At 75.2% G+C, this 25,894-nt stretch carries 21 protein-coding genes, 1 tRNA gene and 1 pseudogene; 5 read left to right on the plus strand and 18 right to left on the minus strand.

What is annotated here, in order from left to right:
- The 4 genes from ABIE39_RS01185 to clpB all read right to left on the minus strand — a co-directional run bounded on the left by ABIE39_RS01185 (position 1) and on the right by clpB (position 5,036).
- The gene (locus tag ABIE39_RS01185) at positions 1–798 is read right to left on the minus strand and encodes a YqjF family protein (RefSeq protein WP_354050053.1); all 798 of its coding nucleotides are present in this window, start codon (positions 796–798) and stop codon (positions 1–3) included.
- A 51-nt stretch (positions 799–849) separates the two neighbouring features.
- A complete protein-coding gene (locus ABIE39_RS01190; protein WP_175007492.1) occupies positions 850–1,236 on the minus strand; it encodes a hypothetical protein in 387 nt (128 codons plus the stop codon).
- 70 nt (positions 1,237–1,306) lie between these two features.
- Positions 1,307–2,290 carry a diacylglycerol kinase family protein gene (locus ABIE39_RS01195; RefSeq protein ID WP_175007491.1) on the minus strand — a complete coding sequence of 328 codons (984 nt, stop codon included), beginning with the start codon at positions 2,288–2,290 and terminating at the stop codon, positions 1,307–1,309.
- 124 nt (positions 2,291–2,414) lie between these two features.
- The gene (gene clpB / locus ABIE39_RS01200) at positions 2,415–5,036 is read right to left on the minus strand and encodes an ATP-dependent chaperone ClpB (RefSeq protein ID WP_209828172.1); all 2,622 of its coding nucleotides are present in this window, start codon (positions 5,034–5,036) and stop codon (positions 2,415–2,417) included.
- A gap of 294 nt (positions 5,037–5,330) precedes the next feature.
- Between clpB and ABIE39_RS01205 the strand changes: the two genes are divergently transcribed.
- Positions 5,331–6,731, plus strand: coding sequence for an LppM family (lipo)protein (locus tag ABIE39_RS01205; RefSeq protein WP_354050056.1), 1,401 nt, complete (start codon positions 5,331–5,333; stop codon positions 6,729–6,731).
- A 73-nt stretch (positions 6,732–6,804) separates the two neighbouring features.
- On the opposite strand, the gene ABIE39_RS01210 is transcribed toward ABIE39_RS01205, so the two are convergent.
- The gene (locus tag ABIE39_RS01210; protein ID WP_354050058.1) at positions 6,805–8,136 is read right to left on the minus strand and encodes an enoyl-CoA hydratase/isomerase family protein; all 1,332 of its coding nucleotides are present in this window, start codon (positions 8,134–8,136) and stop codon (positions 6,805–6,807) included.
- Positions 8,137–8,242: 106 nt separating this feature from the next.
- Between ABIE39_RS01210 and ABIE39_RS01215 the strand changes: the two genes are divergently transcribed.
- From ABIE39_RS01215 to ABIE39_RS01225, 3 genes are all read left to right on the plus strand, one after another.
- Positions 8,243–9,220 (plus strand): alpha/beta hydrolase, encoded by a 978-nt coding sequence (locus ABIE39_RS01215; protein ID WP_354050060.1) that lies wholly within the window; start codon positions 8,243–8,245, stop codon positions 9,218–9,220.
- A gap of 65 nt (positions 9,221–9,285) precedes the next feature.
- Positions 9,286–10,884: an AlkA N-terminal domain-containing protein gene (locus ABIE39_RS01220; protein ID WP_354050062.1), complete on the plus strand. Its 1,599-nt coding sequence runs from the start codon at positions 9,286–9,288 to the stop codon at positions 10,882–10,884.
- A complete protein-coding gene (locus ABIE39_RS01225) occupies positions 10,881–11,459 on the plus strand; it encodes a methylated-DNA--[protein]-cysteine S-methyltransferase (protein ID WP_209828160.1) in 579 nt (192 codons plus the stop codon). The genes ABIE39_RS01220 and ABIE39_RS01225 overlap by 4 nt, the downstream gene beginning before the upstream one ends.
- 31 nt (positions 11,460–11,490) lie before the next feature.
- Here the strand turns inward: ABIE39_RS01225 and ABIE39_RS01230 are convergent, their stop codons facing one another.
- From ABIE39_RS01230 to ABIE39_RS01285, 12 genes and pseudogenes are all read right to left on the minus strand, one after another.
- Positions 11,491–12,048 (minus strand): DoxX family membrane protein, encoded by a 558-nt coding sequence (locus ABIE39_RS01230; RefSeq protein WP_354050064.1) that lies wholly within the window; start codon positions 12,046–12,048, stop codon positions 11,491–11,493.
- Between the two features lie 133 nt (positions 12,049–12,181).
- Entirely contained in the window at positions 12,182–13,198 is a 1,017-nt protein-coding gene (locus ABIE39_RS01235) for a CAP domain-containing protein (RefSeq protein WP_354050066.1), read from the minus strand.
- Positions 13,199–13,317: 119 nt separating this feature from the next.
- Positions 13,318–14,310 carry a cation diffusion facilitator family transporter gene (locus ABIE39_RS01240; protein WP_354050067.1) on the minus strand — a complete coding sequence of 331 codons (993 nt, stop codon included), beginning with the start codon at positions 14,308–14,310 and terminating at the stop codon, positions 13,318–13,320.
- A gap of 111 nt (positions 14,311–14,421) precedes the next feature.
- A complete protein-coding gene (gene mnhG / locus ABIE39_RS01245) occupies positions 14,422–14,949 on the minus strand; it encodes a monovalent cation/H(+) antiporter subunit G (protein ID WP_175007485.1) in 528 nt (175 codons plus the stop codon).
- On the minus strand, positions 14,949–15,356 hold the full coding sequence (locus ABIE39_RS01250; protein WP_175007484.1) for an MrpF/PhaF family protein: 408 nt from the start codon (positions 15,354–15,356) through the stop codon (positions 14,949–14,951). The genes mnhG and ABIE39_RS01250 overlap by 1 nt, the downstream gene beginning before the upstream one ends.
- Positions 15,353–15,952 carry a Na+/H+ antiporter subunit E gene (locus ABIE39_RS01255; RefSeq protein ID WP_074805261.1) on the minus strand — a complete coding sequence of 200 codons (600 nt, stop codon included), beginning with the start codon at positions 15,950–15,952 and terminating at the stop codon, positions 15,353–15,355. Before ABIE39_RS01255 ends, ABIE39_RS01250 begins: the two co-directional genes overlap by 4 nt.
- Entirely contained in the window at positions 15,949–17,562 is a 1,614-nt protein-coding gene (locus ABIE39_RS01260) for a Na+/H+ antiporter subunit D (protein WP_175007483.1), read from the minus strand. Before ABIE39_RS01260 ends, ABIE39_RS01255 begins: the two co-directional genes overlap by 4 nt.
- A 140-nt stretch (positions 17,563–17,702) precedes the next feature.
- Positions 17,703–18,194, minus strand: a pseudogene (locus ABIE39_RS01265) (Na(+)/H(+) antiporter subunit C); the annotation flags it as partial.
- An 11-nt stretch (positions 18,195–18,205) separates the two neighbouring features.
- Entirely contained in the window at positions 18,206–21,274 is a 3,069-nt protein-coding gene (locus ABIE39_RS01270) for a Na+/H+ antiporter subunit A (RefSeq protein WP_354050070.1), read from the minus strand.
- 195 nt (positions 21,275–21,469) lie between these two features.
- Positions 21,470–22,540, minus strand: a complete 1,071-nt coding sequence (locus tag ABIE39_RS01275; protein WP_209828151.1) for a hypothetical protein — start codon at positions 22,538–22,540, stop codon at positions 21,470–21,472.
- Between the two features lie 65 nt (positions 22,541–22,605).
- Positions 22,606–23,181, minus strand: coding sequence for a dCTP deaminase (gene dcd / locus ABIE39_RS01280; RefSeq protein WP_074805252.1), 576 nt, complete (start codon positions 23,179–23,181; stop codon positions 22,606–22,608).
- Positions 23,182–23,346: 165 nt separating this feature from the next.
- On the minus strand, positions 23,347–23,919 hold the full coding sequence (locus ABIE39_RS01285; RefSeq protein WP_175007480.1) for an NINE protein: 573 nt from the start codon (positions 23,917–23,919) through the stop codon (positions 23,347–23,349).
- A gap of 154 nt (positions 23,920–24,073) precedes the next feature.
- Here ABIE39_RS01285 and ABIE39_RS01290 point away from each other — a divergent pair.
- Positions 24,074–24,144, plus strand: a tRNA-Gly gene (locus tag ABIE39_RS01290).
- A gap of 350 nt (positions 24,145–24,494) precedes the next feature.
- On the opposite strand, the gene ABIE39_RS01295 is transcribed toward ABIE39_RS01290, so the two are convergent.
- On the minus strand, positions 24,495–25,775 hold the full coding sequence (locus tag ABIE39_RS01295) for an AGE family epimerase/isomerase (RefSeq protein WP_354050073.1): 1,281 nt from the start codon (positions 25,773–25,775) through the stop codon (positions 24,495–24,497).
- Between the last annotated feature and the right edge of the window lie 119 nt (positions 25,776–25,894).

Genomic DNA, 25,894 nt, shown 5'->3' on the forward strand with positions numbered 1-25,894 from the left:
TCAGCGCACGGGCCGCGGGAGGCCGAACCGCGCGTGCACCGGCGCGGCGACGTGCACGAGCGGCGGGGCCGCGGGCGGCAGCCCGAGGAGATCGAGCAGGTCGGTGTCGAGGGCGTCGAGCGTGCCGCGCCGCAGGGTCCACGGCTCGTGCACCACGGGGAACCGCCACAGCCGCCCGGCACGCACGCCGTACGCGGACCACCGAGCGGTGAGCCACCGCACGAGGCCCGACGCCGCGTCCACCTCCTCGTGGGAGCGCACCTCGGCGTGCAGGGAGAGACCGCGCAGGCCCGCGTGCTCGTGCGGCACGCGCAGGGGCCCGCGGCCCACGGAGCGGAACCCATAGCGCACTGCCGACGGCGGCCCCGCCCGGTCGTCGCGTGCGTGCACCGCCGCGCGGGCCGGGTGGTACGGGACGCCTGCCGCGCGCGTCGCGGCGACGAACGCACGCGACGTCGCCCACAGGCCGAGGAACCACACGCCCTCGGCGCCCGCGCGGTCGCGCACGTACACGCGGACGTTGAGCTCGGGGAACGTCGACCACGCGCCCAGGGCGGGCAGCGGCGGGACACGGACGCCGGCCATCCGGAACGGGACCACCCCGAGCCACGTCGTCCCGTCCACCTGCTGCACGGTGAGGCCGGGCGGGAGCCAGCCCTGCACGACGGCCGGGTCGACGGGCCAGTGCAGGAACGTCAGGGCCTCCCAGCGCTGGGCGTTCACCACGACTCGTGGCCGCCCGCGCGGCGACGCGCCGGGTGCGCGCACGCCCGGACGCTCGGGCGGTCGTGGGGTCATGGCCCTACGGTGCTCCCCCGGGCGCACCCTCGCACGAGGTCGGCGCACCACTCAGAACACCTGGTACAGCGCACCCTGGACGAGCCCGCTCACGATGCCGAACAGTGCCGACGCGCCGAGCGCCGTACCGGCCGCCGCGAGCCCGGTGCCCGGCTGACGCCGCACGAGCGCGACGGTGCCGGTGACGGTCGCGACGAGCGCGAGCAGGCCCGTCAGCGTGCCGCGCGCGAGCTGGAGCAGGCCGACCGCCGTGGGGTCGTACCCCGACGACAGCACGAGCGGGAGCGCCAGCGACGCCACCCCGCCGACGAGCACGGTCACGACACCGGCGACGAACGCCGTGACCGTCAGCGGGGAGCGGCGCGCGGGGACGGGGGACGAGGTGCCGTACGCGGCGGTCGGCGACCACGTCTCGGGGCCGGGCTGGGGAGCGCTCATGCGCACATCGTGCCCGAGGAGCGGCACCGGCGACAGGGTCGTCCGGGGGCCGCGCCGCCGGAACCGGCGCTCAGCGGTGGCCCGGCGCGCCGCGCCGGAGGTCCTGGGACTCCTCCGGGTGGTAGACGCACACGTGCAGGGCTCGGGGCCGCACGCTGATGTCGAGGCGCTCGTCCGGCTCGATGACGTCGCCGTCGAGCTGGCGGGGCTGCGGCCGGTCGGACACGACGGACACCTCGCGCCCCCGCACGACCTCGCGGCTCGGCACCCGGCTCTTGCCGCGCACCACGCCCCACAGGAGCTGGAACCAGTGCCGCACGTTGCGCGGCGCGATGATCGCGACCTCGAGCCGGCCGTTGTCGGGCTCGGCGTCCGGGAGGAGGTTCGTCCCCGCCTGGAGCCGCCCGACGTTCCCGACCACGACGGTGCGCGCGCGGCGCCGGCGCGTGCGCCCGTCGACGGTGACCTCGACGTGCATCTCGTCGTCGGCCAGGTGCTTGAGCGCGGAGAAGACGTACGCGACCGACCCGGCGCGGGCCTTGAGCGCCGTCGGCGCGTCCTGCATCATCGCGGCGTCGAGGCCCATGCCGGCCATGATCGCGAACGTCTGGCCGTCGGCCACCCCGACGTCGATGGTGCGCCTGCCGCCGCGCAGCACGAGCCGGATGCCCTCCTCGGCGTCCGACGGGACACCGAGGTTCACCGCGAGCAGGTTGCCCGTGCCGCCGGGCAGGATCGCGAGCGCGGCGTCGGTGCCCGCGAGCCCCTCCACGACGGCGCGGACCGTGCCGTCGCCGCCGCTCACGAAGACCACCTCGGCGCCGTCCTCGACGGCCTGACGCGCCTGCCCCGTCCCCGGGTCCTCGGCCGTCGTCTCGAGCCACGCGGGCTCGGGCCACCCGGCGTCCGTGAGTCGCGTGACGATCAGCTCGCGCAGCGCGTCCAGCCCTTCGACACGGTTCGGGTTGACGATGACCGCGGAGCGGCGCGGGACGTCGTCGGGCCGCCGCTGCGGGGCGGTGGTCGCGGAAGAGGTCGTCTCGTCGGTCGGCACGGACCGAGTATGTCCCGGTCGCCGCGACGACGCGCGGCCGGGAGGGCCGACCGTGCCGGACGGCACCGCGGCCCGTGCCGCACCTGCCCGCGGGGGCAGGACGTGGCACGGGCCGCCGGTCGGGTCAGGCCGTGAGGATCTCCGTGCCGAGGGCGAGGCCGCCGCCCTCGGGGTCGCGGTCGACCCGCACGACGTCGCCGTCGGCGACGTCGCCCGAGAGCAGCATCCGCGCGAGGCGGTCACCGATCTCGCGCTGCACGAGGCGGCGCAGCGGGCGCGCACCGTACGCCGGGTCGAACCCCTCGAGCGCGAGCCACTCGCGGGCGGCGGTCGTCACGTCGAGCGTGATGCGCCGGTCCGCGAGGCGCCGGCCGAGCGCGGCGACCTGGATGTCGACGATCCGGCCCAGCTCCTCGATCGTCAGCGGCTCGAACACGATGACGTCGTCGAGCCGGTTGAGGAACTCCGGCTTGAAGGACGCGCGCACCGTGCTCATCACGGCCTCGCGCTTCTCCGCGTCGTCGAGCATCGGGTCGACGAGGAACTGCGAGCCGAGGTTCGACGTCAGCACGAGGATGACGTTGCGGAAGTCGACCGTGCGGCCCTGGCCGTCGGTGAGACGGCCGTCGTCGAGCACCTGCAGCAGGATGTCGAAGACCTCGGGGTGCGCCTTCTCGACCTCGTCGAGCAGCACGACCGAGTACGGCCGACGCCGGACGGCCTCGGTGAGCTGGCCGCCCTCCTCGTAGCCGACGTACCCCGGGGGCGCGCCGACGAGCCGGGCGACCGAGTGCTTCTCGGAGTACTCGGACATGTCGATGCGCACCATGGCGCGCTCGTCGTCGAAGAGGAAGTCGGCGAGCGACTTCGCGAGCTCCGTCTTGCCGACGCCCGTGGGGCCGAGGAAGAGGAACGAGCCCGTGGGGCGGTCCGGGTCGGCGACGCCCGCGCGCGAGCGGCGGACGGCGTCGGACACCGAGCGGACGGCGGCCTGCTGGCCGATGAGGCGCTCCCCGATGACCTCCTCCATGTGCAGGAGCTTCTCGCTCTCGCCCTGGAGCATGCGGCCGGCGGGGATGCCCGTCCACGCGGACACGACCTCCGCGATCTCGTCGGCGCCGACCTTGTCCGCGATCATCGGCGCGGCCTCGGGGCCGGACGCGGCGAACGCGTCGTCGGCCTGCTCGGCCGCCTCGGCCTCGTCGAGCTCGCGCTGCACCTGCGGGATCTCGCCGTACTGCAGCCGGCCCGCGGTCTCGAGGTCGCCCTCGCGGATCGCGCGCTCGACCTGGACGCGCAGCTCGTCGAGCTTGGCGCGCAGGTCGCCGACGCGGTTGTGGCCCGCCTTCTCGGCCTCCCACCGCGCGGTGAGCGCGGCGAGCTCCTCACGACGGTCCGCGAGGTCGGCGCGCAGCTTCTCGAGCCGTTCGAGCGACGCGGGGTCGGTCGACTCGGACAGCACGACCTCCTCCATCTCGAGGCGCGTGACGGCGCGCTGCAGCTCGTCGATCTCGATCGGCGAGGAGTCGAGCTCCATGCGCAGGCGCGACGCCGCCTCGTCGACGAGGTCGATCGCCTTGTCCGGGAGCTGGCGGCCCGTGATGTACCGGTCGGAGAGCGACGCCGCCGCGACGAGCGCCGAGTCGGCGATCGTCACCTTGTGGTGCGCCTCGTACCGCTCCTTGAGGCCGCGCAGGATCGCGACCGTGTCCTCGACGGAGGGCTCCCCGACGAACACCTGCTGGAACCGGCGCTCGAGCGCGGGGTCCTTCTCGATGTACTCGCGGTACTCGTCGAGCGTGGTCGCGCCGACGAGGCGCAGCTCGCCGCGCGCGAGCATCGGCTTGAGCATGTTGCCCGCGTCCATGGCGCCCTCGCCGCCCGCGCCCGCCCCGACGACCGTGTGCAGCTCGTCGATGAACGTGACGACCTCGCCGTCGGAGGACTTGATCTCCTCCAGGACGGCCTTGAGGCGCTCCTCGAACTCGCCGCGGTACTTCGCGCCCGCGACCATGCTCGCGAGGTCGAGCGACACGAGGCGCTTGCCCTGCAGCGACGTCGGGACGTCGCCCGCGACGATGCGCTGGGCGAGGCCCTCGACGACGGCCGTCTTGCCGACGCCCGGCTCACCGATGAGCACCGGGTTGTTCTTGGTGCGGCGGCTGAGCACCTGCACGACGCGCCGGATCTCGGAGTCGCGCCCGATGACGGGGTCGAGCTTCCCCTCGGCCGCGCGCGCCGTGAGGTCGGTCCCGTACTGCTCGAGCGCCTTGTAGGTGCCCTCGGGGTTGGGGCTCGTCACGCGCGCGCCGCCCCGGACGGCGGGCAGCGCGGAGCGCAGGGCCTCGGCCGTGGCACCGGCCTGCTGGAGGATCGTCGCGGCCTGCGACGACCCTGCCGCGATCCCGAGGAGCAGGTGCTCCGTCGACACGTACTCGTCGCCGAGCGCCTGGGCCTCCTTCGCGGCGGCGTCGAGCGCCGCGGACGTGGCGCGCGACGGCGTCGGCTGCGCGACGGCCGAGCCGCTCGCGGTGGGCAGCGCGACGAGCGCGGCGCGAACCTTCTGCCCCACGGCCTGCTTGTCCGCGCCGACGGCGTCGAGGAGCCCGACGGCGACGCCGCCCTCCTGAGTGAGCAGCGCGGCCAGGAGGTGGGTCGGCTCGAGCTGGGGGTTGCCGGCGGCCGACGCGGTCTGGATCGCCTCGCCGATCGCCTGCTGCGACATCGTGGTGAACTTCGTTTCCATAGGTGCTCCGTGTGATGCTCGAAAAGATGGTCTGACCAGTGGAACGACTCCTAAGTTGAGTGTATTCCGCTCAACTTCGATCGGCACCCCCGGACGCCCTCTCCCCGCCCGCCCGCGTCCCGGAGCGGATGAAGTCCGGCCGCATTCCGTCTCAAAACGGCATCGACCCTCGCCCCGGGCGACGATCCGCGACATGCTGGGCGGGTGAACTCCTCACCCTTGCGCAGACGACTCGGCCTCGGTGCCCTCCTCGCCACCCTCGCACTGTTCCTCACGGGGTGCATGAGGATGGACATGGCCATCACCCTCAACGAGGACGACACGTTCGACGGCAGCGTCGTCATGGCGTTCTCCGACGAGGTCGCCAAGTCGATGGGGTCGGACCCCCAGGAGCTCTGGGACCAGATGGGCTCCGAGATGGAGTCCGAGATGCCGGAGGGCGCGACGCAGGAGCCGTACGCGCAGGACGGCTACACCGGCACCAAGATCACCTACGCCGACCAGCCGATCGCGCAGCTCGACACCGGCGCCGCCGACTCGATCTCCGTCACCCGCGAGGGCGACGACTACGTCGTGAGCGGCTCGATGGACATGACGGGCGAGGAGTTCAACCCGGACACGGGTGACGCGGCGACCGACGAGATGTCGCGGCAGATGATGGAGGGTCTCGACATCAAGATCGCCATCACGTTCCCCGGCGAGGTGGCGGAGTCCAACGGCGAGGTCGACGGCAACACCGTGACGTGGACGCCGGTGGTCGGCGAGGTCAACGAGATGACGGCACGCGGCTCGGCCCTGCCCGGCGGCTCCGCGGGCTCCGGCTCCGGCTCCGGCTCCGGCTCCGACGAGGGCACGGACGAGGGGACCGACGACGGCGCGACCGCGCCCGACGCCGGGAGCTCCGACGAGTCCGGCTCGTCGGCGTGGATCTGGTTCCTGGTCGGCGGCCTCGTGCTGCTCGGCATCATCGGCCTCGTGCTGTGGCTCGTGCTCCGCTCCAAGCCCGGCACGCAGGACGGCCAGGGCACCGGCTTCCCGCAGGGCGGGTACCCCGGCCAGCCCGGCCAGCCCGGCCAGCCCGGCCAGCAGGGCGTCTACGGCGCCCCGGGGCAGTACCCGGGTCAGCCCGGTCAGCAGGGCCAGTACCCCGGCCAGCAGCCGTACCCGGGCCAGCCCGGCCAGCAGGGCCAGTACCCCGGTCAGGGCCAGCAGGGCCAGTACCCGGGTCAGTACGGCCAGCCCGGCGCGCACCCCGGCCAGCAGGGCCAGTACCCCGGAGCCCCGGGCCAGCCGGGTCAGTACCCGGGTCAGCCCGGCCAGTACCCCGGCCAGCAGGGCCAGTACCCGGGTCAGCCCGGCCAGCCGCAGGGCTACGGGACGCCGTCCGGCCCGGGCCAGCAGGGTGGCCCGTACGGCAGCCAGCCGCCGGCACCGCCGCAGCAGGGCGGCTACCCGGGTGCCGCGCCGTTCGCGCCCCCCGGCGCGCCGCACCCGCAGTCGTCCCCGACGACGCCGCTGCCCGCGCAGCCGCCCGTCGCGCCGGGCGCGACCCAGCCGCTGCCGCCGCACCAGCCGCCGGCACCGACCCAGCCGCTCCCGCCGCAGCCGGGCGCCGGCCAGGACGGCCCGGGCGCGCAGGCCGGTCCCGACGACGAGATCGACGACGCGACGCGGCTGCGCCCGCCGACCGACTGAGCGGCCCGCACCCCGCACGACACGACGGCCCGCCCCGGAGCACCGGGGCGGGCTGTCGTGCGTCCAGGACCGCTCAGGACTCGACGGTGACCTCGACGACGTCACCGACGGCGTCGAGCCGCACGGCGGGCCAGTAGCCGTCGAGGAAGTGCTCGCCGCACGTGTCGGCGAGGTGCACCACGGTGCTCCCGTCCTCGTGCCGTTCCACGAGCTCGACGACGAGGTCGTCGTGCGCCTCGGCGAGCTCGTCGGGCGTCGGCTCCCCCTCGCCGAACCGGCGCACGACGGCCTCGACCGCGCGGCGCGCGAGCCGCGGGCTGAGGGCGTCGTCCCACAGCGCCTCCGCGGGCACGTAGGCGAGCGCCTCGGCGCCGAGCGCGGGGTCGACCTCCTCGAGCGTCGCGGGGCGCCACGACGGGTCGCGGTCCTTGTCGACCACCTGCGCGCGGATCCCCTCGACGAGGTCCGGCTGCGTGTCGACGAACCAGCAGACGAGCCCGTACTCCTGGGCGAGCGCGGCGCGGAGGTCGGGCAGGCCGCGCGCGCTCCGCACGGCCGCGAGCGCGACGGTGACCGCCGTGGGCGACAGCCGTTCGAGCTCGTCCGCCTCCGCGCCCGCGCGCTCGTCGCCCTCCGCGGCGGCCGCGCGCAGGCGCGCCACGATCTCCGGCGCCGTGTCCGCCGCGTACGCGGCGTCGATCGCGGTCCGGCGCGCGACGAGCCCGGACACCGGCGTCGGGAGAGCGTGCCGCCGCACGACCTCGCGCACGGCCTCGACGTCGAGCGGGTCGACGCCCGCGCCCGCGAGCGCGGCGAGGTCCGCGCCGAGCACGGGCAGCCGTTCGCTCGGCACGTAGTGGTCGGCGAGCCCGGCGTGGATCGCGTCGGCGGCGTCCATCGTCACCGCGCCGAGCGCGAGCATCTCCCCCAGCCGCCCGGGCGCGCGGGCGAGGAGCCACGACCCACCGACGTCGGGCGTGAAGCCGATCCGCGTCTCGGGCATCGCGACGCGCGAGCGCTCGGTGACGACGCGGACCGGCGCGTGGGCCGCGAGGCCGACGCCGCCGCCCATCGTGATGCCGTCCATGATCGTCACGACGGGCACGGGCAGCTCCGCGAGCGCCGCGTCGACCGCGTACTCGCGCCGGAAGTACCGGCGCGCGTCGGCCTGCTGCCCGGCGACGACCGACGCGTGCAGCTCGCGGATGTCGCCGCCCGCGCACAGGCCGCGGTCGCCCGCGCCGTCGAGCAGCACGAGACGCACGGTCGGGTCGACGCGCCACTCGTCCAGCACGTCGGCGATCTCGCCGAGCATCGAGTACCCGAGCGCGTTGAGCGCGCGGGGCCGGTCCAGGGTGAGGTGCCCGACGCCGTCGTCGACGCGGGCGAGGATCTCGCTCGTCATCCGCGTCACGCTACCGCCCGTCGGCGGCCGCGGGTGCGCACGACGTGGGACCCTGGCACGGCAGAGGGGTCGGGCCGGCGGTGCCGGGAGCAGCGAGGAGGCGGCGGTGGACGAGGCGACGCGGACGGACGGGACCTGGCGGCCCGACGTGCTGGGCGGGGACTGGGTCGCGCGCGACCTCGACCTCCCGGACGGTGCGGTGGCGACCCTGGTGCGGCGCGACGCCGCGGCGCCTGCGGGCGACCGGCCCGCGGTGCTGTACGTGCACGGGTTCATCGACTACTTCTTCCAGACGCACGTCGCGGAGGCCGTCGAGGCGCGCGGATACCGGTTCTACGCCGTCGACCTGCGCGGCTACGGGCGCTCGATCGGCCGCGGCACGGGCGCGCCGTCGCGGCCCGACGACGACCCGAACTTCGTCACCGACCTCGCCGTCTACGCGCAGGACCTCGACGCGGCGGCGCGCGCGGTGCGCGCCGAGGGCCACGACCGGATCGTGGTGCTGGGGCACTCGACCGGGGGCCTCCTCGCGAGCCTGTGGGCCGACGCGCGGCCCGGCCGGCTCGCGGCGCTCGTGCTCAACAGCCCGTGGTTCGACCTCAACAAGCCGTGGGTGTTCCGGGGCCCGGTGACGTGGGTGGTCGACGTCGTCGGGCGGGTCGCGCCGCGGCTCGTCGTGGGCGCGCTCGACCCGCACTGGGCGGAGGCGCTGCACGCGGGCACCGGCGGCGAGTGGGACTTCGACCTCGCGTGGAAGCCGATCGAGGGGTTCCCCGTGCGCGCCGGGTTCCTGCGGGCGGTGCGCCGCGGCCACGCCCGCGTCGCGCGCGGGCTCCACGTCGACTGCCCGGTGCTCGTGCTCGCCTCCGCGCGCAGCGGCCCGGCGTCGGGCTGGCACGACGCCCTGCTCACGACCGACAGCGTGCTCGACGTCGGGCACATCACGTCGCGGGCCGAGCGGCTGGGCGACGACGTCACGGTCGTCACGGTCGAGGGCGGCGCGCACGACCTCGCGCTCTCCCCCGAGCCTGCCCGGTCGACGTACCTGCGCGAGGTCCTCGACTGGCTCGACGCACGCGTCTGACGCCGCTCACCGTCGTGTCCGAATCCCGCTAGCCAGCGCGTGGTCCGGCGGGTGAGGATCGAGTCATGACGACGACCCTCGCGACGCGCCCGGCGACCACGGACCCCGTGTTCGCCGAGCGCTACCGCGCCATCGCGTCGCGCGACCGCCGCTTCGACGGGCAGTTCATCACCGCCGTGAGCAGCACCGGCATCTACTGCCGGCCGTCGTGCCCGGCGCGTACCCCGAAGCCCGAGAACGTCACCTTCTACCTCACCTCGGCCGCCGCCCACGAGGCCGGCTACCGCGCGTGCAAGCGCTGCCTCCCGGAGGCGGTGCCGGGCACGCCGAGCTGGGACCTCGGGCACGACCTGTCGGCCCGGGCCATGCGCCTCGTCGCGGACGGCGTCGTGGACCGCGAGGGCGTCGACGGCCTCGCCGCCCGCCTCGGCTACTCGGCCCGGCACGTGCACCGCGTGCTCGTCGCGGAGCTCGGCGCCGGTCCGGTCGCGCTCGCCCGTGCGGTGCGCGCCCAGACGGCGCGCGCCCTGCTCACCGGGACCGACCTGCGGCTGGCCGACGTCGCGTTCGCCGCCGGCTTCGGCAGCGTGCGTCAGTTCAACGACACGGTCGCCGAGGTCTTCGACACGACGCCGGGCGAGCTGCGCCGTCGCGCCCGGCCCGACCGGGCGACGTCGACCGGCGACCCCGGCTCGCGCGCCGAGACCGCCGGGTCCCCCGCGGACGACGGCGGCGCCACCGCCGCGCTCGACCTCACCCTCCCGCTGCGCGAGCCGTTCGACGCCCACGGCGTGTTCGCGTTCCTCGCGGCGCGTGCGGTGGACGGCGTCGAGGTCGTCGACCTCGACGGCCCGCTGCTCTCCTACGCGCGCACGCTCGCGCTGCCGCACGGGCCGGGCGCTCTCCGAGCCACCTACGGGCCGCCGCCCGGGACCCGACGGCGCCCGCCGCGCTTCCACGTGGAGCTCGAGCTGACGTCCGTGGCCGACCTCCCGGCGGCGATCGCGCGCGTCCGGCGGCTGTTCGACCTCGACGCCGACCCCGCGGCCGTGGACGCCGCCCTCGCCGCGGACCCGGCGCTCGCCGCGTCGGTCCACGCGGTCCCGGGGATCCGCGTCCCGGGGGCGGTGGACGCCGCCGAGATCCTCGTGCGCGCGCTCGTCGGGCAGCAGATCTCGGTCGCGGCCGCGCGGACGCACCTGTCGCGGCTCGCCGTCGCGCTCGGGACGCCGTTCGCGTCGCGGTTCGGGCCGACACGCCTGTTCCCGACGCCCGCGCAGCTCGCCGCCGGGGGCGCGGACCACCTGCGCGGCCCCGCCCGGCGCACGGCGGCGGTGCTCGGCGTCGCGCACGCGCTCGCCGACGGGTCGCTCGCCCTCTCCCCGGCCGACGACCCCGCGGCCCAGCGCGCGGCGCTCGAGGCGATGCCCGGCGTCGGGCCGTGGACGTCCGGGTACGTGGCGATGCGCGTGCTGCACGACCCCGACGTCCTGCTCGACGGCGACCTCGCCCTCCGCGCGGGTGCCGCCGCGCTCGGCCTGCCCGACGACCGCCGCGCGCTCGCCGCCCGCGCCGAGCGCTGGGCGCCGTGGCGCTCGTACGCCGCGATGCACCTCTGGCGCGCCTCCGCGCCTGCCCCGACCCCTCCGAAGGAGACCCCGTGACCACCGCACCCGCTCCCACCACCACCGCGACGGCAGGCACGAGCCCGGCCGTCACCACGACGCTCACCACGCCCGACGGTCCGTTCACGGTCGTCGTCGACGCCGCCGGCGCGGTCCTCGCGTCCGGCTGGACCGACGACGCCGCGTCCCTCGTCGCCCTCGTGCACCCCGGGCTGCGCCCCGCGGAGGTGACCCCCGTGCCCGACGACGACCCCGCCGTCGCGACCGCCGTCGCCGCGGTCCGGGCCTACTACGCGGGCGACGTGCGGGCGATCGACGCCGTGCCGGTGCGACAGGCCTCGGGACCCTACCGCGCGCACGCGTGGGACGTGCTGCGCACGGTCGAGCCCGGCGACCCGGTGACCTACACCCGGTACGCGGAGCTGTCGGGGCGGCCCGCCGCCGTCCGTGCCGCCGCGGGCGCCTGCGCGATGAACGCGGCGGCCCTGTTCGTGCCCTGCCACCGCGTGCTGCGCACGGACGGCAGCCTCGGCGGCTTCCGCTACGGCCTGGACGTCAAGCGCAGCCTCCTCGATCGCGAGGCCCGGGCGACCGCGTCGGCGCCGGTGGGCTGAGGCCGCCGGGGACGGACCGACGGCCCCGGTCTCACGCCGCCGGAGCGCGCGCCGGCTCCGGCGCCGCGAGCGTGAACCGGGCGCCGAGCGTCGCCGCCGCCACCACCCCGGCGGCGGCCACGAGGACGACGTCCTTGAGCACGTACTGACCCATGAGGGTCATGCCGTCGCCGAACAGGTCGCCCGGGAAGAGCGCGACCGGGGAGAGGACGCCGGCCAGCGTGACGGCGAGCACGACGAGCCCCGCCCGCAGCGCGCGACCGGTGAGGAGCGCGAGCCCGACCGCCGTCTCGACGACCGCCGTGAGGACCACGGCGGCGGTGCCGTCGACGAGGCCGAAGGTCAGCGCCTCGACCGTGCGGCGCGCGATCTGCTCCGCCGGGCTCGCGCCCGGGAAGAACTTGAGCACCCCGAAGCCGAGGAAGACGAGGCCGAGGGCGACCCGCAGTGCCGGCACGGACCAGACGGCGAGGCGCTCGCAGAGCCCCTCGCGGAGCCGCCGGGCAGCGGCGCGCCGCGGCTCCTCCGCGACGGGGGCGGCGGTGGACGGGGTCGGTGCGGCGGGTCCGGTGGATCCTGTGGGGGCCATTCTGAGCTCCTCGTCGAGCAGGAGCGTTCCACTTTCCGGCGATAAGATAGCGGACCTGCGATATTCGCCGCGCGTGGGCCCGCTCCCGCGAGACGCGGGACGGGCGGTGCGCCGCCGACGAGAGGGGCCGGGATCAGCCCCGGCCGAAGACCTGGGTCCAGGCCCCGTTCGCGTGCCCGACGCCGATCTCCCGCAGGCCGCAGTCGAGGATGTTCGCGCGATGGCCGGGCGAGTCCATCCACCCGCGCACCACGTCCTGGGCGGTCCGGTAGCCCTTCGCCACGTTCTCGGCGCCCGGGTTCGGGTAGCCCTGCGCGTGCGCCCGGTCCCACGGCGAGCGGCCGTCGAGGCTCGTGTGGTCCATGTACCCCTGCGCGTCCATGTCCTCGCTGTGGAGCTGCGCCGCAGCGGTGAGGCGGTCGTCGACGGCGAGCGGCTCGCACCCGGCGGCGGCCCGCGCCGCGTTCGTCAGCTCGACGACCGCCGCGCCCTCCGCCGTGATCGCCCCGGGACCTGCTCCGCCCGGCGCCGCCGCTCCGGCGGCCGTCGCGGTCCCGGCGGCAGGAGTCGCCGCGTCGGCCGGTGCGGTGCCAGGTACCGGGCCCGTCGCGGTGGCGTCGTCCGGGCCGGCGGGGTCCGCCTCGCCCGCGGGCGGCACGTCCTCCGGGGTGCCCGTCGGTGCCGGGGCGGCGGGAGGCTCCTCGGCCGCCGCGGGCGCGGGCGAGGCCTCGGAGCCGGTGGGGGCGTCGTCGGCCGCGGGCGCTCCCGGCGCGGTGGGGACGCCCGAGGGCAGGTCGTCGCGCGCGTCGGCCAGGGTGCGCGACGCGCGGTCGTCGCGCGGGTCCCGGCCCGCGAGCCACTCCTGCGGAGAGGTCCCCTGCCACGGGAGCGCCGCGACGACGGGGCCGAACGGACCCGCGTGCTCGGGACGGATCTCGCCCGTCACCGTGGCGGCCGTGAGCCCGAGCGCCGGGCCCAGCAGCAGGGCGGCCACGACGCCCGTCGTCACCGCGACGCGCGGACCGGACCGCAGGTGCCGGGCGAACGGGCCGCCCCGCCGTCGTGCGGGCGCGGACGACGACGGGGTCACGGGGGACGGCGCGGGCGCCGCCCCCGCCGAGCGGTGCCGGGGCGTGCGCTGCGAGACCATCGCCCGACCTTACCCATCGCGCCCGTGGATGTGTACCGCTTCGTCCGTTCTGCGCCCGGTCGACGGCCGGATCGAGGGCCGGGTCGACGGCAAGATCGATGGCCGGGTCGACCGCGAGGTCAGACGATCGACGGCTCCTCCGGGGCGGAGACCGTGAACACCGCGCCCGCGATGAGCGGCACGGACGTCACCCGACGCTCGAGCTCGTCGAGCCGACGGGCGACGGACGTCTCCGACTCGTCCCCGCGCAGGTCCACGCTCGCCACGAGGTACAGCGCGCGCGGCCCGACGTACTCGAGTCGCAGGTACGTGACGCGCTCGACCTCCGGCAGGTCGCGGATGCCCGCGAGCACCGCGGCGCGCGTCGCCGGCATCGCCGCCTCCCCCACGAGGAACCGCCGGTTGCGGTCGATGAGCACCACGGACACCACCGCGAGGACGAGGCCGACGACGATCGACCCGACGGCGTCGGGCACGGGCGACCCGGTGAGCTGGTGCGCCAGGACGCCCGCGAACGCCACCACGAGGCCGATCAGCGCGGCGGCGTCCTCCGCGTACACCGCGCGCAGCGTCGGGTCCGACGTGACGAGCACGTGGTGCAGGGTGTCGCGGTCCGCCGCCCGCGCCTCGGCACGCGCCTGCCGCCGGGCGCGCAGGAACGACACCCCCTCGAGCACGAACGCCAGGGCGAGGACCGCGTAGGCGACGACGTAGTTGTCCGCCGGCTCGGGGTGCACCAGCTCCTGGATGCCGTGCGTGATCGAGACCCCCGCGCCGACGGCGAACAGCCCGATCGCCGCGAACATCGACCACACGTACGCCTCGCGGCCGAACCCGAGGGGGTGCTCGGTGTCCGCCGGGCGGCGCGAGCGCCGGTCGGCGACGAGGAGGAAGATCTCGTTGCCCGTGTCCGCCCACGAGTGGACCGCCTCCGCGAGCATCGACGCCGAGCCGGTGACCGTCGCGGCGACCGTCTTCGCGCCCGCGATGAGCGCGTTCGCGAGGAACGCGACGATCACCGTCACCGTGCTGTCGCCGCCGCCCTCCGGTCGCGCGACGCGCGGGTTGCGCGACTCCGGCTGCGGCGGGGCGGGCGTGGGGGCGTCGGGCATGCTGCCGGTCTACCAGCCGCGTGCACGACCCGCGCGCGGAGGCCGGGCGCCCGGGCCGGGCGTGCAGGGCCCGGGCACCGGGCCCGGCAGCGCACGCGCCGCGAGGCGACGTCAGCGCGCCGGGCCCTCCGCACCGGCGGCACGACCCGCGCCGTCGGACCCGGGGTCGCCCGCGCCGTCGGGCCCGGGGTCGCTCGTGTCGGCGAGCTCGACGTCGCCGGTCGCGCCCGGCTCGCCGTGCCGGTCCGTGTCGTCGTGCTCGCCCGTGTCCTCGCGCTCCGCCGCCTCCTGGTCGCGCGTGAGCTCGTCGACGACGAGCAGGTCGGTGCGGACCTTGCCCGTGCGGTACCCGGCACGACCGACCATGTGCGCCGCGACGGGCGACGTGAGGAGCTGGAACACGACGACGAGGAACAGCGTCGCGACGGCACCCCACGAGCGCAGCCGCAGGCTCAGGCCCGCGAGCACGAGGATCAGCCCGAGGACCTGGGGCTTCGTCGCGGCGTGCATGCGCGCCAGGAGGTCGGGGAACCGCACGACGCCGACGCCCGCGGCGAACGCGAGGAACGCGCCGCACAGGAGGAAGACGGCGGAGACGACGTCGGCGACCGTGTCCCACAGGCCGGTGGTCGGGTCCATCAGCGCACCTCCCCCTCGGGCGCGCCACCGTGGTGCTCGCCGTCGACCGCCGCGTCCCGGTCGGACTCCTCGGCCTCGCGGCGGGCGGCGTCCTCGGCCGCGATCTCCTCGGCCGTGCGGATGCGGCCCTCGTCCTCGGGCTCGACCGACGCGAACCGCGCGATCGTCACCGAGCCCACGAACCCGACGAGCGACAGCACGACGAGGATCGGGATGGTGTCCGTGCGCCGCGAGAACGCGGCCTCGAGCGCGATCGCCCCGACGAGCGTCGTCGTGAAGACGTCGAGCGCGATCGTGCGGTCGAGCATCGAGGGACCGCGCTCGGCGCGCGCGACGGCGAGGCTGGCTCCCGCGGCGAGCAGCACGGCGCTCGCCACGACGATCACGAGGTAGACGGTGTCGCTCATGCCTCGGCCACCTCTCGCGCGGACGGGACGTCGTACAGGCCGGCGGCCCGCAGCTCGTCGTTCGACGCGAACGCGTGCAGCACGCGCGCCTCGAGCGCGAGCGTGTCCTCGCGGATCTTCTCCACGCCGCCCGCGGTCTCGACGTCGAGCACGTGCAGGTAGAGCATCCCCGTGAGGCGGTGCGCCTCGACGACGATCGAGCCGGGGACGAGCGACGACAGCTCGGCCGTGATGGTCAGGTAGATGTCGGACGGGTTCCGCAGGCGCACCCCGACGACGGCGCCGCGCGGCGTGTGCCGCGGGTTCAGCGCGAGGAGGCTCACCTGGAACGACGCGACGACGAGGTCGGAGACGAAGCGCCCCACGAGCACGAGGAACGGCCACGGCCGGAACTTCCCGCGCGCCGCGATCGACGGCAGCGGGAAGAACGTGATGACGGCGAACCCGATGATGACGCCCGCGAGCACGTTGCCCACGGACAGGTCGCCCCAGAGCATGACCCAGACGATCGTCAGCCACAGGATGGTGCGCCACTGCGTGGTGACGCGGGCGAACCAGCCGGAGGCGAGCGCGCGGCGGCGGCGGTGCAGGCTCATCCGTCCGCACCCCCGTCCGCACCGGCGGGTTCGGTGCTGACGGGTCCCGCGCCGTCCGTCTCGCCCGTGGCGACGTCGCTCGACTCGCCCTGCCCCCGGTCGGAGTTCCCCGGGAACACGGCGTCGACGTACGTGTGGCCGTCGAGCAGCGTCGCGGCGGCGCGCTCCGTGTACGAGTAGAGCGGGCCGGCGACCACGGTGAGCGCGAGGCCGAACGCGACGAGCGCCGTCGCCGGCCCGACCATCCCGCGCGGGAGGCGAGCATCCGCGGGGATCTCGACGGGCGCCGTCTGCCAGAAGGCCTTGTTCCAGGCCTTGACGATCGCGTACAGCGTGAGCAGCGACGTCACGACGGACCCCACGACGAGCGCCCACGTGAGCGGCGTGCCCTGCGCGACGCCCTCCTCGAGGAGACCGACCTTGCCGAGGAAGCCCGACAGCGGCGGGATGCCGGCGAGGTTCATCGCGGGGATGAAGAACAGGATCGCCAGACCGGGCGCGAGCTTGGCGAGGCCGCCGAGCCGGTCGAGCGACGTCGAGCCGCCGCGGCGTTCCACGAGGCCGACGACGAGGAACAGCGTCGTCTGCACGGTGATGTGGTGCACCACGTAGAAGATGGCGGCCGCCATGCCCGGCTCGGACGCGAGCGCGATGCCGAAGATCATGTAGCCGATGTGGCTCACGAGCGTGAACGACAGGAGTCGCTTGATGTCGTTCTGCGCGACGGCGCCGAGGATGCCCACGACCATGGTCAGCAGCGCGAGCCACATGAGGACGTCGTCGACGACGCTGTCCTCCGGGAAGAGCAGCGTCTGCGTGCGGATGATCGCGTAGACGCCCACCTTGGTGAGCAGGCCCGCGAAGACCGCGGTGACGGGCGCGGGCGCCGTCGGGTAGGAGTCGGGCAGCCACGCCGACAGCGGGAAGATCGCCGCCTTGATGCCGAACGCGAGCAGCAGCAGGAGCTGGATCGCGAGCGCCGTGCCCGGGTCGATCTCGGCGTACCGCTCCGAGAGCTGGGCGAGGTTGACCGTGCCCGTCGCGGCGTAGGTCAGCGCGATCGCGACGAGGAAGACGATCGACGAGAGCAGCGCCACGACCACGTAGATCGACCCGGCGCGGATGCGCTCGCCCGTGCCGCCGAGCGTGAGGAGCACGTAGCTCGCGGCGAGGAAGATCTCGAACCCGACGTAGAGGTTGAACAGGTCGCCGGAGAGGAACGCGTTGAACACGCCCGCCGCGAGGACCATGAACGTCGGGTGGTAGATCGCGACCGGCGCCTCCTCGTCGCCGTCCGCCACGCCCTGCGCGAGCGAGTACAGCAGGACGCACAGCATGACGAAGCTCGACACGACGAGCATGAGCGAGGAGAGCCGGTCCGCGACGAGGTCGATCCCGACCGGCGCCGCCCAGCCGCCCACGTCGACGACGATCGGACCCGAGTCGGCCGCGACCAGGAGGCCGACGGCCGCCGCGAGGACGAGCGCGAGCGCGGCCACCGTGATGATCCGCTGCGCGCGCGGGTGGCGCCAGAGGGCGAGCGCGAGACCGGCCGCGACGAGCGGCAGGACCACGGGGAGCGGGACGAGGGCCGCGGCGGTGAGGTTCATCGCGGCTCCTTCCCGTCGGTCCGTCGGTCGTCCGGCCGTGCGTCGTCCGGTCGTGCATCGTCAGCTCGGGCGTGATCGGGTCGGGCGTCGGAGCCCTCGGTGCGGCCGTCCGTGGCGTCCCCGGCGTCCCGCCCGGCCGGGCCCGACGGCGGTTCCTCGCCGTCCGTGACGCCGTCGCCGTCGCCGTCGGTCTCGTCGCGGACCTCGGCGGCCTCGTCGTCCAGGGTCGCGCCGCTCTCCTCCGTGTCCGCGTCCTCGAACGCGGGCGCGTTGCGGGCGGCGTGCCGCGCGACGCGGCGGTCCTCGAGGTCGTCCTGCACCTCGTCGTGGCCGTGCAGCTGCCACGAGCGGTAGGCCATCGCGAGCACGAACGCCGTGATGCCGAGCGTGATGACGATCGCCGTGAGGACCATCGCCTGGACGAGCGGGTCGCTCATGTCCTCCTCGGGCGTCGTGCCGATGAGCGGCGCTCCCCCGGCGCGCCCGCCCGCGACGAGGAAGAGCAGGTTGGCGCCGTTCCCCATGAGGATGAACCCGAGCAGGACGCGCGTGAGGCTGCGCTCGAGAAGCAGGTAGACGCCCGCGGCGAACAGCACGCCGATCGCGAGGACGAGGACGACGCTCGGCGCCATGTCGATGGCGTTCACCGGCGGCCACCTCCGATCGAGTCGGGCTCCATGGCCTCGAGCGGCCCCGTGTCCTCGCCGGGCTCGCGGCCCGCGGCGGCGCGTTCCGCGTGCCGGTCGATCTCGGCGCCGAGGGTCCGCAGGATGTCGAGGACGAGGCCCACGACGACGAGGAACACGCCGACGTCGAAGAACAGCGACGTCACGAGGTGGATCTCCCCGACGAGCGGGAGCGCGAGGTCGTAGGCCTCGCTGCCGAGCACGTTGCCGGTGAGCAGGAACGCGACGAGCCCCACGCCCGCGGACAGGAACAGGCCCGTCCCGAGGAGCAGGCCGGGGTGGACGGGCGCGGCCTCGCCGAGCTCGTACCGGCCGCCCGCGAGGTACCGCACGATGAGGGCGATGCCGACGACGAGGCCTGCGGCGAACCCGCCGCCCGGCGCGTTGTGGCCCGAGAACAGCAGGAAGAGCGCGAAGACGATCATGGCGTGGAACAGCACGCGCGTGACGACCTCGAAGATCACCGAGCGCCGCTGGGGCGCGAGGGTGCGGCCGGCGCTCAGCCACACGAGCATGCGCGGCTGGTCCTTCTCCGTGACCCCGCGGCGGCGCAGCGCCGCACCCGGGTCGTCGGTGTCGCTCCAGACGCCGGAGCCCGACGCCGTCGTCGCGGGCCGCGCGCCCGAGGCACGCAGGATCTCGCCGCTGCGCGACCGCAGGAAGACGAGCGACGCGACACCCGTCGCGGCGGCCAGGAGGACGGAGATCTCGCCCATGGTGTCCCAGGCGCGGATGTCGACGAGGGTCACGTTGACGATGTTCTTGCCGTGCCCGAACTCGTACGCCTCGGCCGGGAAGTCGACCGAGATGGGCGTCGCGACGCGCGCGAGGGGCGCGACGAGCGCGAAGCCCATCATGACGACCGCGACCGCGAGGCCGATCCCCAGGCGGACCCACCGGCTCGCCGCCAGCGGCCGGTTCGAGAAGTACGCGGGCAGGCGTCGCAGCACGAGCACCATGACGACGAGCGTGATCGTCTCCACGAGGACCTGGGTGAGCGCGAGGTCGGGCGCGCCGTGCAGGAGGAAGAGGACGGCGTTGCCGTACCCCGCGATCCCGACGAGGATCACGGCCTTGAGCCGGCGGCGCGAGCGCGCGGCGAGCACCGACGCGATGCAGATCGCGGCGACGGCGACGAGCTGCGCGGGGCGGTCCCAGGCCCGGAGCTGCTCGGGCCACGCCGTCTGCGCGACCATGACCATGCCCGGCCCGAGCACGAGGACCACGAGGATCGCGCCGAGGTAGAACGGGAGCGAACCACGCTGCGTGACGGCCGTGATGTCGGCGGCCAGGTCGTCGAGCTTGCGCATCACCTTGCGGTACGTGACGTCGGCCTCGGGCCCCGTCCACAGCGAGGCCTGGAACCGCTCGACGCGCGACCGCTGCCAGAACAGCACGACACCGACCGCGAGCACGAGGACCGTCAGCGCGAGCGCGGGGGTGAAGCCGGCCCACAGGACGAGGTGCCCGGGGTCGCCGACGGGGTAGGTGTCCGCGTACGGGGCGAGGAGGTCCTCGCCGAAGTGCGGCACGAGCGCCGTCGCGAGCCCGAGGACCGCGAGCACGACGGCCGGGCCCACGAGCAGGAACGGCTGGCGGTGGATGCGCGCCGGGTCGATCGGCGGCTCCTCGGCCTCGACGGCCGGGCGGCGCGCGCCGGTACCGGCGTCGGCGCCCCACGCCTTCTCGTGCGCGTTGGCGCGCGCGGGCGAGCGACCGAGGTGCGGCTTGGACGCGAACGCGCCCCACCAGAAGCGCAGGCCGTACGCGACCGTGAACATCGAGCCGACGACGACCGACCACAGCACGACCGTGTCCACCCAGACCAGCCCCTCGCCGTGCAGGAGCGACTCGAGCGCCGCCTCCTTCGCGACGTACCCGGCGAACGGCGGCAGCCCGATCATCGACGCGGTCGCGAGCCCGCCCGCGACCGCCGTCCACGGCAGGGCCTTGCCCACGCCCGTGAGGCGGCGCAGGTCGCGCGTCCCGGCCGCGGCGTCGACCACGCCGACGACGAGGAACAGCGAGGCCTTGAACATCGCGTGCGCGCCGATCATCGCGAGCCCGGCGAGCGCGGCGCCTCGCGTCCCGAGGCCCACGAGCAGGATGATGAGGCCGAGCTGGCTCACGGTGCCGAACGCGAGGACGAGCTTGAGGTCGTACTGCCGCAGCGCGCGGTAGCCGCCCACGAGCAGCGTGCCCGCGCCGAGCACGATGACGAGCGTGCGCCAGACCGTGGTGTCCGAGTAGGCGGGCGCGAAGCGCGCGACGAGGTAGACACCGGCCTTGACCATCGCGGCCGCGTGCAGGTAGGCGCTCACCGGCGTGGGCGCCGCCATCGCGGCGGGCAGCCAGAAGTGCAACGGGATGAGCGCGGACTTGCTCGCCGCCCCGACGAGGAGGCACACGATCGCCGCCGTCACGGCGCCGCCCGTCGGCGGGTCCGCGATGATCTCGGACATGCGGAAGGTCCCGCCCTGGACCCCGAGGATCACGACCCCCACGAGCATGGCCAGGCCGCCCGCGGTGGTGAGGATGATCGCCTGCATGGCGGCACGACGGCTCGCCTTGCGGTCGGCGTAGTGGCCGATGAGCAGGTACGAGAAGACGGTCGTGAGCTCCCAGAACACGAACAGGAGCAGCATGTCGTCCGCGGTGACGAGCCCGACCATCGCGCCCGCGAACGCGGTGAGGACGCCGCCGAACCGCCGCAGGCCCTGCGCGGTGGGCGAGAAGTAGGCCGAGCAGTAGACGAGGACGAGCGCGCCCACGCCGCCGACGAGCAGCAGCATGAGCCACGACAGCGTGTCCATGCGGAAGGCGAGCTCGAGCCCCAGCCCCGGCACCCACTCGATGACCTGCGTCGGGTGCTCTCCCGACATGACGCGCTCGGTCCAGGCGAGCGCGTAGACCGCCGCGGACGCCGGCGCGAGCGCCATGACGAGGAACGCCCGGCGGCCGAGGAGCGAGACGAGTGCAGGCGCGCCCAGTGCCATCACGAGATGGGCAAGGAGCACGTAGAGCACGGGCCGCTCCGTCCGGGTCGGGGGCGGGTGGGCGAAGTTCTTGCTGGACTTGTCATCGCCGCGCCCGGGCGGGGGGAAGCCGCAGGGCACGACAGTTCACGGCGCCGACGAGGCCGGGCCGAGAATCATTTTACCGACTCCTCAGCCGTGCGGGGCGCCCGCAGCCCCGTCCGTGACCGATTCCTCAGTCGGCCGTCACAGATCCTCGGGGTCCACGAGGAACTCGGCCTCGTCCGCGATCTCCCCGCCGACCGCCTGGTGCAGCGTCCGCGTGACCTGCGTGACCACCTCCGCGGCGCGCTTGCGCGCGATCTGGTGGTCGAGCGACGGCTGCTCCCGCTGGGACTCGGCGAGGTCCTGCGGCTCCCAGCGCACGCGGTAGCTCACCGCGCCGTCCACCGTCCACGGCAGCCCGCGCAGCAGGAGGGGCAGCGCCTCCTCGCCGCCGACCTCGACCGCGACGAGACCGTCCATGCCCAGGTCGACGAGGAGGCCGTACCCGTCGAGCACCGCGCCCGTCGTCAGCGCCTTGATGTCGACGTCGTCCGCCGCGGCGTGCAGCGCGCGCCGCAGCTCCGGGTCCATCTTCTCGCCCGGGTAGAGCGGCAGCTCGGTGATGCCCTTCGGCGGCCCCTCGTACGGCTTGCCCTCCGTCGCGAGCCGCGTCCGGGGGTTCAGCCGACCGACGAGCGCGAGCGCGGCGTGCGGGTCGAGCCACACGTCCGAGTACAGGGTCATGTCGACGGCGACGCCCGGGTCCGGGGTGAGGACGACGCCCGGCCCGGCCGGGTTGCCGACGTCGGTCCGGAGCGAGCCGCCGAGACGCCGCGCCGCCGCGACGAGGAACGCGACCACGCGCTCCTCCTCCCGGACCGGCAGGCCGCCGGGGAACGCGCGCCCGACGCCGTCCCGGTCCCCGCCGCCCGGGTAGGGGACGTCCCCGCGCTCGCGGGGGCAGACGACGTCGAACACGAGCGCGGTGCCCGGCACGCCGGAGCCGGGGCCCGCGTACGGCCCGGTGAGCGTCGTGTGGCGCGACGTGCGCAGCACGCCCGGCTCTCCGGGCCGCGCGGTGCGCGCGGGCGGCACGAGGGGCTCGGTGCCCTCCGGAGCGACGTCCCACCGCGCACCCGCGAACCGCGAGAGCGCGAGCGTCTCGACCTCGTCCACGAGGACGTCGGCGGGCAGCCCCAGCACGTGCCGCGCCTGGTACGACTGCGCGGCGCCGGGCCCGGCGGGGTGCGGCAGGGGCGGGAGCGGGCTCATGCGGTGCGGTCCTCCTGGCCTCGGGTCCTGCGGGGTCGGGCGGCGTCCGACGCGGCGGGCCGCGCTCAGACGTCGGTGCGGTGGAAGCTCTGCCACGAGCGGGAGGCCGTCGGGCCGCGCTGGCCCTGGTAGCGGGAGCCGTAGACGCTCGACCCGTACGGGTTCTCCGTGGGCGAGGACAGCCGGAAGAAGCACAGCTGGCCGATCTTCATGCCCGGCCACAGCGTGATGGGCAGCGTCGCGACGTTGCTCAGCTCGAGCGTCACGTGGCCGGAGAAGCCCGGGTCGATGAACCCGGCGGTGGAGTGCGTGAGGAGACCGAGGCGGCCCAGGCTCGACTTGCCCTCGAGGCGCGCCGCCACGTCGTCGGGCAGCGTGACCGTCTCGAACGTGGACCCGAGGACGAACTCCCCCGGGTGCAGCACGAAGGGCTCCGCCGGGTCGACCTCGACGAGGCGCGTGAGGTCGGGCTGGTCCTGCGACGGGTCGATGAACGGGTACTTGTGGTTGTCGAACAGCCGGAAGAACCGGTCGAGGCGCACGTCGACGCTCGACGGCTGGAGCATCGCCGGGTCGTACGGCTCGAGCTGGACGCGGCCGGCGTCGAGCTCGGCCCGGATGTCGCGGTCGGAGAGCAGCACGGGCCCACGCTAGCCGACGCCGGAGCGTGCCCGGACCGGGCGCCGCACCGTGGATCGGCACCGTGGACCAGCGCCGTGGACCGGCGGGCGGCAGGTGCCGTCGGGCCGGGGTCCGCGGGCCGCCTCGTCGTCGAGACGGCGCGGACCCCGCCCGCCGTCGGGAGGTCAGGCGCGCAGCGGGCGGCCCGTCGAGTCCACGGAGTAGTAGCCCGTCTTCGAGGTCAGGTAGAGGATGCCCTCCACGAGGCCCCAGATCGCGATGACCGGCGCCGCGAACCCGAAGGAGAGCACCGACACGAGCAGCATCGTCAGGCCGATGCCGGTGTACCCGAGGTAGAAGCGGTGGATGCCGAGGCTCCCGACGAGGATGCCCAGCAGGCCCGCCGCGAGGCGCGACTTCGCCTGGGGGTCGTACGCCGGGTCGTAGCCGGGCTGGCCGTACGCCCCGGGCTGGCCGTAGGCGCCGGGCTGCGCGTAGCCCGGCTGCTGGCCGTAGCCCTGCTGGGCGTAGCCCTGCTGCGGGGCGGAGCCGTAGCCCTGGTCGGGCGTCGGCTGTCCGTAGCCCGGGGCACCCGGCGTCCCGTACGCCTGCTGGCCGTACGCGTCACCGGCCCCGGGCTGCTGGCCGTAGCCGGGCGTCGGGTCCGACGGCGCGGCGGAGCCCCCGGAGACCGGGTCGCCGGGGGCGGGCGTCCCCTGCGACGGGTCGGGCTGCTGCTGGTACGGGTTCTCGGACAAGGCGGCTCCTCGGGCGGCGCGCCGCTCGTCGGCGCGGGAGTGGTCGTGGTGCGGGCGGTTCTGGCATCACCGGCGTCGTCCGCTATGATCGGGTCGCGCGCTGGTTCGCCGAGGATCCTCCCAGAGGGCCCGGGGCGAACGCTACCGGCGCCGCGCGGGTGTAGTTCAATGGTAGAACTTCAGCTTCCCAAGCTGATAGCGCGGGTTCGATTCCCGTCACCCGCTCAGCCTTCGAGAGAGCCCCGCACCGGACCGGTGCGGGGCTCTCTCGTCATGACCAGGCGGCAAGCAGGTCGTCGGCCGTCCACCCGGGACAGGCGCGGGTCGTCGTCGGCACCGGCCGGGCAGACCGCGACGAGCGGGGTCGCGGCACCGACCCCGGGACCGGTCGAGCATGCTCGGAGGGATCGAGCCGTCGAGTGCCCGAGGATTCCCGCTCCTGAGACCCCCTCCGATCGAACCCCCACCAAGAAAGCTCAACTCGATGGGGGTGTCGTCGCCGAGCCCGAGGTCGCGCGCCACGGCGACGGTGACGTGGCGCGCGACCCCGGGTTCGGCGGTCGGTGGCCCGGGCGTCAGCCCAGGATGCTGCCGGCGGCCTTGGCCGAGGCGGCGAGGGAGCCGGTGAGCGGCAGGTCGGGCAGGATCACGGCCTGGGCCGCGTGGTAGACGTCGGGCTTGCCGACCCACGTGACGCCGTCGGGCCGGTTGGCGGTGTCGAGCTCGTGGTGCCACGACCCGCGCTCGTGGTCGACGAGGTGCTCGTCGATCCACGCCCACCAGCCCGCGGCGGCCTCGGCGAACCGGGGGTCGCCCGTGACGCGGCCCAGCACGTCGGCGGCCGCGACGGCCTCCGCGGCGACCCAGTGGTAGCGCCGGGGCTCGACCGGCGTGCCCGACCAGTCGACCGTGTACACGAAGCCGCCGCCGTGCTCGCCGTCCCAGCCGTCCGCGACGGCCCGGTCGAACAGGGCAACTGCGGCGTCGGTGCGCGCGCCGGGCGTGCCGGCCGCGACGTCGACCTGGAGCAGCAGGCGCGCCCACTCCAGGCCGTGGCCCGGCGTCGACCCGTACGGCTTGAACGGGTCCCGGGGCCGGTCCGCGTTGTAGTCCGGCAGGGGGTTCCAGTCCGCGTCGAAGTGCTCGGGGATGCGCCAGTCGTTCTCGCGCGCCCACCCCACGACGCGGTCCGCGACCGACGCCGCGCGCGCGAGCCACTCGGGGTCGCCCGTCGCGTCGTGCGCGGCGAGGAGCGCCTCGACGGAGTGCATGTTCGCGTTGACGCCGCGGTACGCGTCGAGCACGGTCCAGTCGCGCGACCACTCGTCGGCGTGCATGCGCGGCCCGGGCTCCCAGAACCGCTCGTCGAGCACGGCGAGCGCCGCGTCGAGCAGCTCGCGCGCGCCCTCCCGGCCCGCGATCGTGCCCGACGCGGCAGCGAGCACCACGAACGCGTGCGCGTACGCGCTCTTCGTCCCGTCGACCGGGACGGCCTCGCCCGCCGCCGGGTCGTGGCCGTCACCGGGGCGTCGCGCGGGGCCGCGCGACGAGACCCAGCCGCCGTTCTCGGCGTCGACGAGCACCGCCCGCAGCCCGTGCAGCGCGGCGTCGGCCCGCTCCCCCGCCCCCGGCACGCCGAGGAGCGACGCGAACGCGTACACGTGCGCCATGCGGGACGTGATCCACGTGTGCACCGGCTGCGACAGGTCGGGGCGCCCGTCGTCGTCGAGCCACTGCGCGGCGCCGTCCGCACGCAGCGACGCCTCACCGAAGCGCAGCAGGTCGGCGAGCTGCTCGCGACGCCAGCTCCGCAGGTCGGTCGCTGGCGTGGGCTGCTCGGTCGGGTGCTCGGTCATCTCTCGGTCCTTCTCGTGCTGGGTGCGGGGCGCCGCCGGGCGCGGTGCCCGTACGGCGCGGTGCCCCGGGACGATCATCCCGGGGCACCGCCGGTGGTGCATGCCTACCTCACCCCGGT

Origin of the sequence: Cellulosimicrobium sp. 4261, assembly GCF_040546915.1 — a bacterium.
Classification (GTDB): domain Bacteria; phylum Actinomycetota; class Actinomycetes; order Actinomycetales; family Cellulomonadaceae; genus Cellulosimicrobium; species Cellulosimicrobium cinnabarinum.

What these genes read in the sequence shown, in the direction of transcription:
- ABIE39_RS01185 (WP_354050053.1), bottom strand. Translation starts at nt 798, where the DNA reads ATGACCCCACGACCGCCCGAGCGTCCGGGCGTGCGCGCACCCGGCGCG.
- ABIE39_RS01190 (WP_175007492.1), bottom strand. Translation starts at nt 1,236, where the DNA reads ATGAGCGCTCCCCAGCCCGGCCCCGAGACGTGGTCGCCGACCGCCGCG.
- clpB (WP_209828172.1), bottom strand. Translation starts at nt 5,036, where the DNA reads ATGGAAACGAAGTTCACCACGATGTCGCAGCAGGCGATCGGCGAGGCG.
- ABIE39_RS01205 (WP_354050056.1), top strand. Translation starts at nt 5,331, where the DNA reads ATGGCCATCACCCTCAACGAGGACGACACGTTCGACGGCAGCGTCGTC.
- ABIE39_RS01210 (WP_354050058.1), bottom strand. Translation starts at nt 8,136, where the DNA reads ATGACGAGCGAGATCCTCGCCCGCGTCGACGACGGCGTCGGGCACCTC.
- ABIE39_RS01220 (WP_354050062.1), top strand. Translation starts at nt 9,286, where the DNA reads ATGACGACGACCCTCGCGACGCGCCCGGCGACCACGGACCCCGTGTTC.
- ABIE39_RS01230 (WP_354050064.1), bottom strand. Translation starts at nt 12,048, where the DNA reads ATGGCCCCCACAGGATCCACCGGACCCGCCGCACCGACCCCGTCCACC.
- ABIE39_RS01235 (WP_354050066.1), bottom strand. Translation starts at nt 13,198, where the DNA reads ATGGTCTCGCAGCGCACGCCCCGGCACCGCTCGGCGGGGGCGGCGCCC.
- ABIE39_RS01240 (WP_354050067.1), bottom strand. Translation starts at nt 14,310, where the DNA reads ATGCCCGACGCCCCCACGCCCGCCCCGCCGCAGCCGGAGTCGCGCAAC.
- mnhG (WP_175007485.1), bottom strand. Translation starts at nt 14,949, where the DNA reads ATGGACCCGACCACCGGCCTGTGGGACACGGTCGCCGACGTCGTCTCC.
- ABIE39_RS01250 (WP_175007484.1), bottom strand. Translation starts at nt 15,356, where the DNA reads ATGAGCGACACCGTCTACCTCGTGATCGTCGTGGCGAGCGCCGTGCTG.
- ABIE39_RS01255 (WP_074805261.1), bottom strand. Translation starts at nt 15,952, where the DNA reads ATGAGCCTGCACCGCCGCCGCCGCGCGCTCGCCTCCGGCTGGTTCGCC.
- ABIE39_RS01260 (WP_175007483.1), bottom strand. Translation starts at nt 17,562, where the DNA reads ATGAACCTCACCGCCGCGGCCCTCGTCCCGCTCCCCGTGGTCCTGCCG.
- ABIE39_RS01275 (WP_209828151.1), bottom strand. Translation starts at nt 22,540, where the DNA reads ATGAGCCCGCTCCCGCCCCTGCCGCACCCCGCCGGGCCCGGCGCCGCG.
- ABIE39_RS01295 (WP_354050073.1), bottom strand. Translation starts at nt 25,775, where the DNA reads ATGACCGAGCACCCGACCGAGCAGCCCACGCCAGCGACCGACCTGCGG.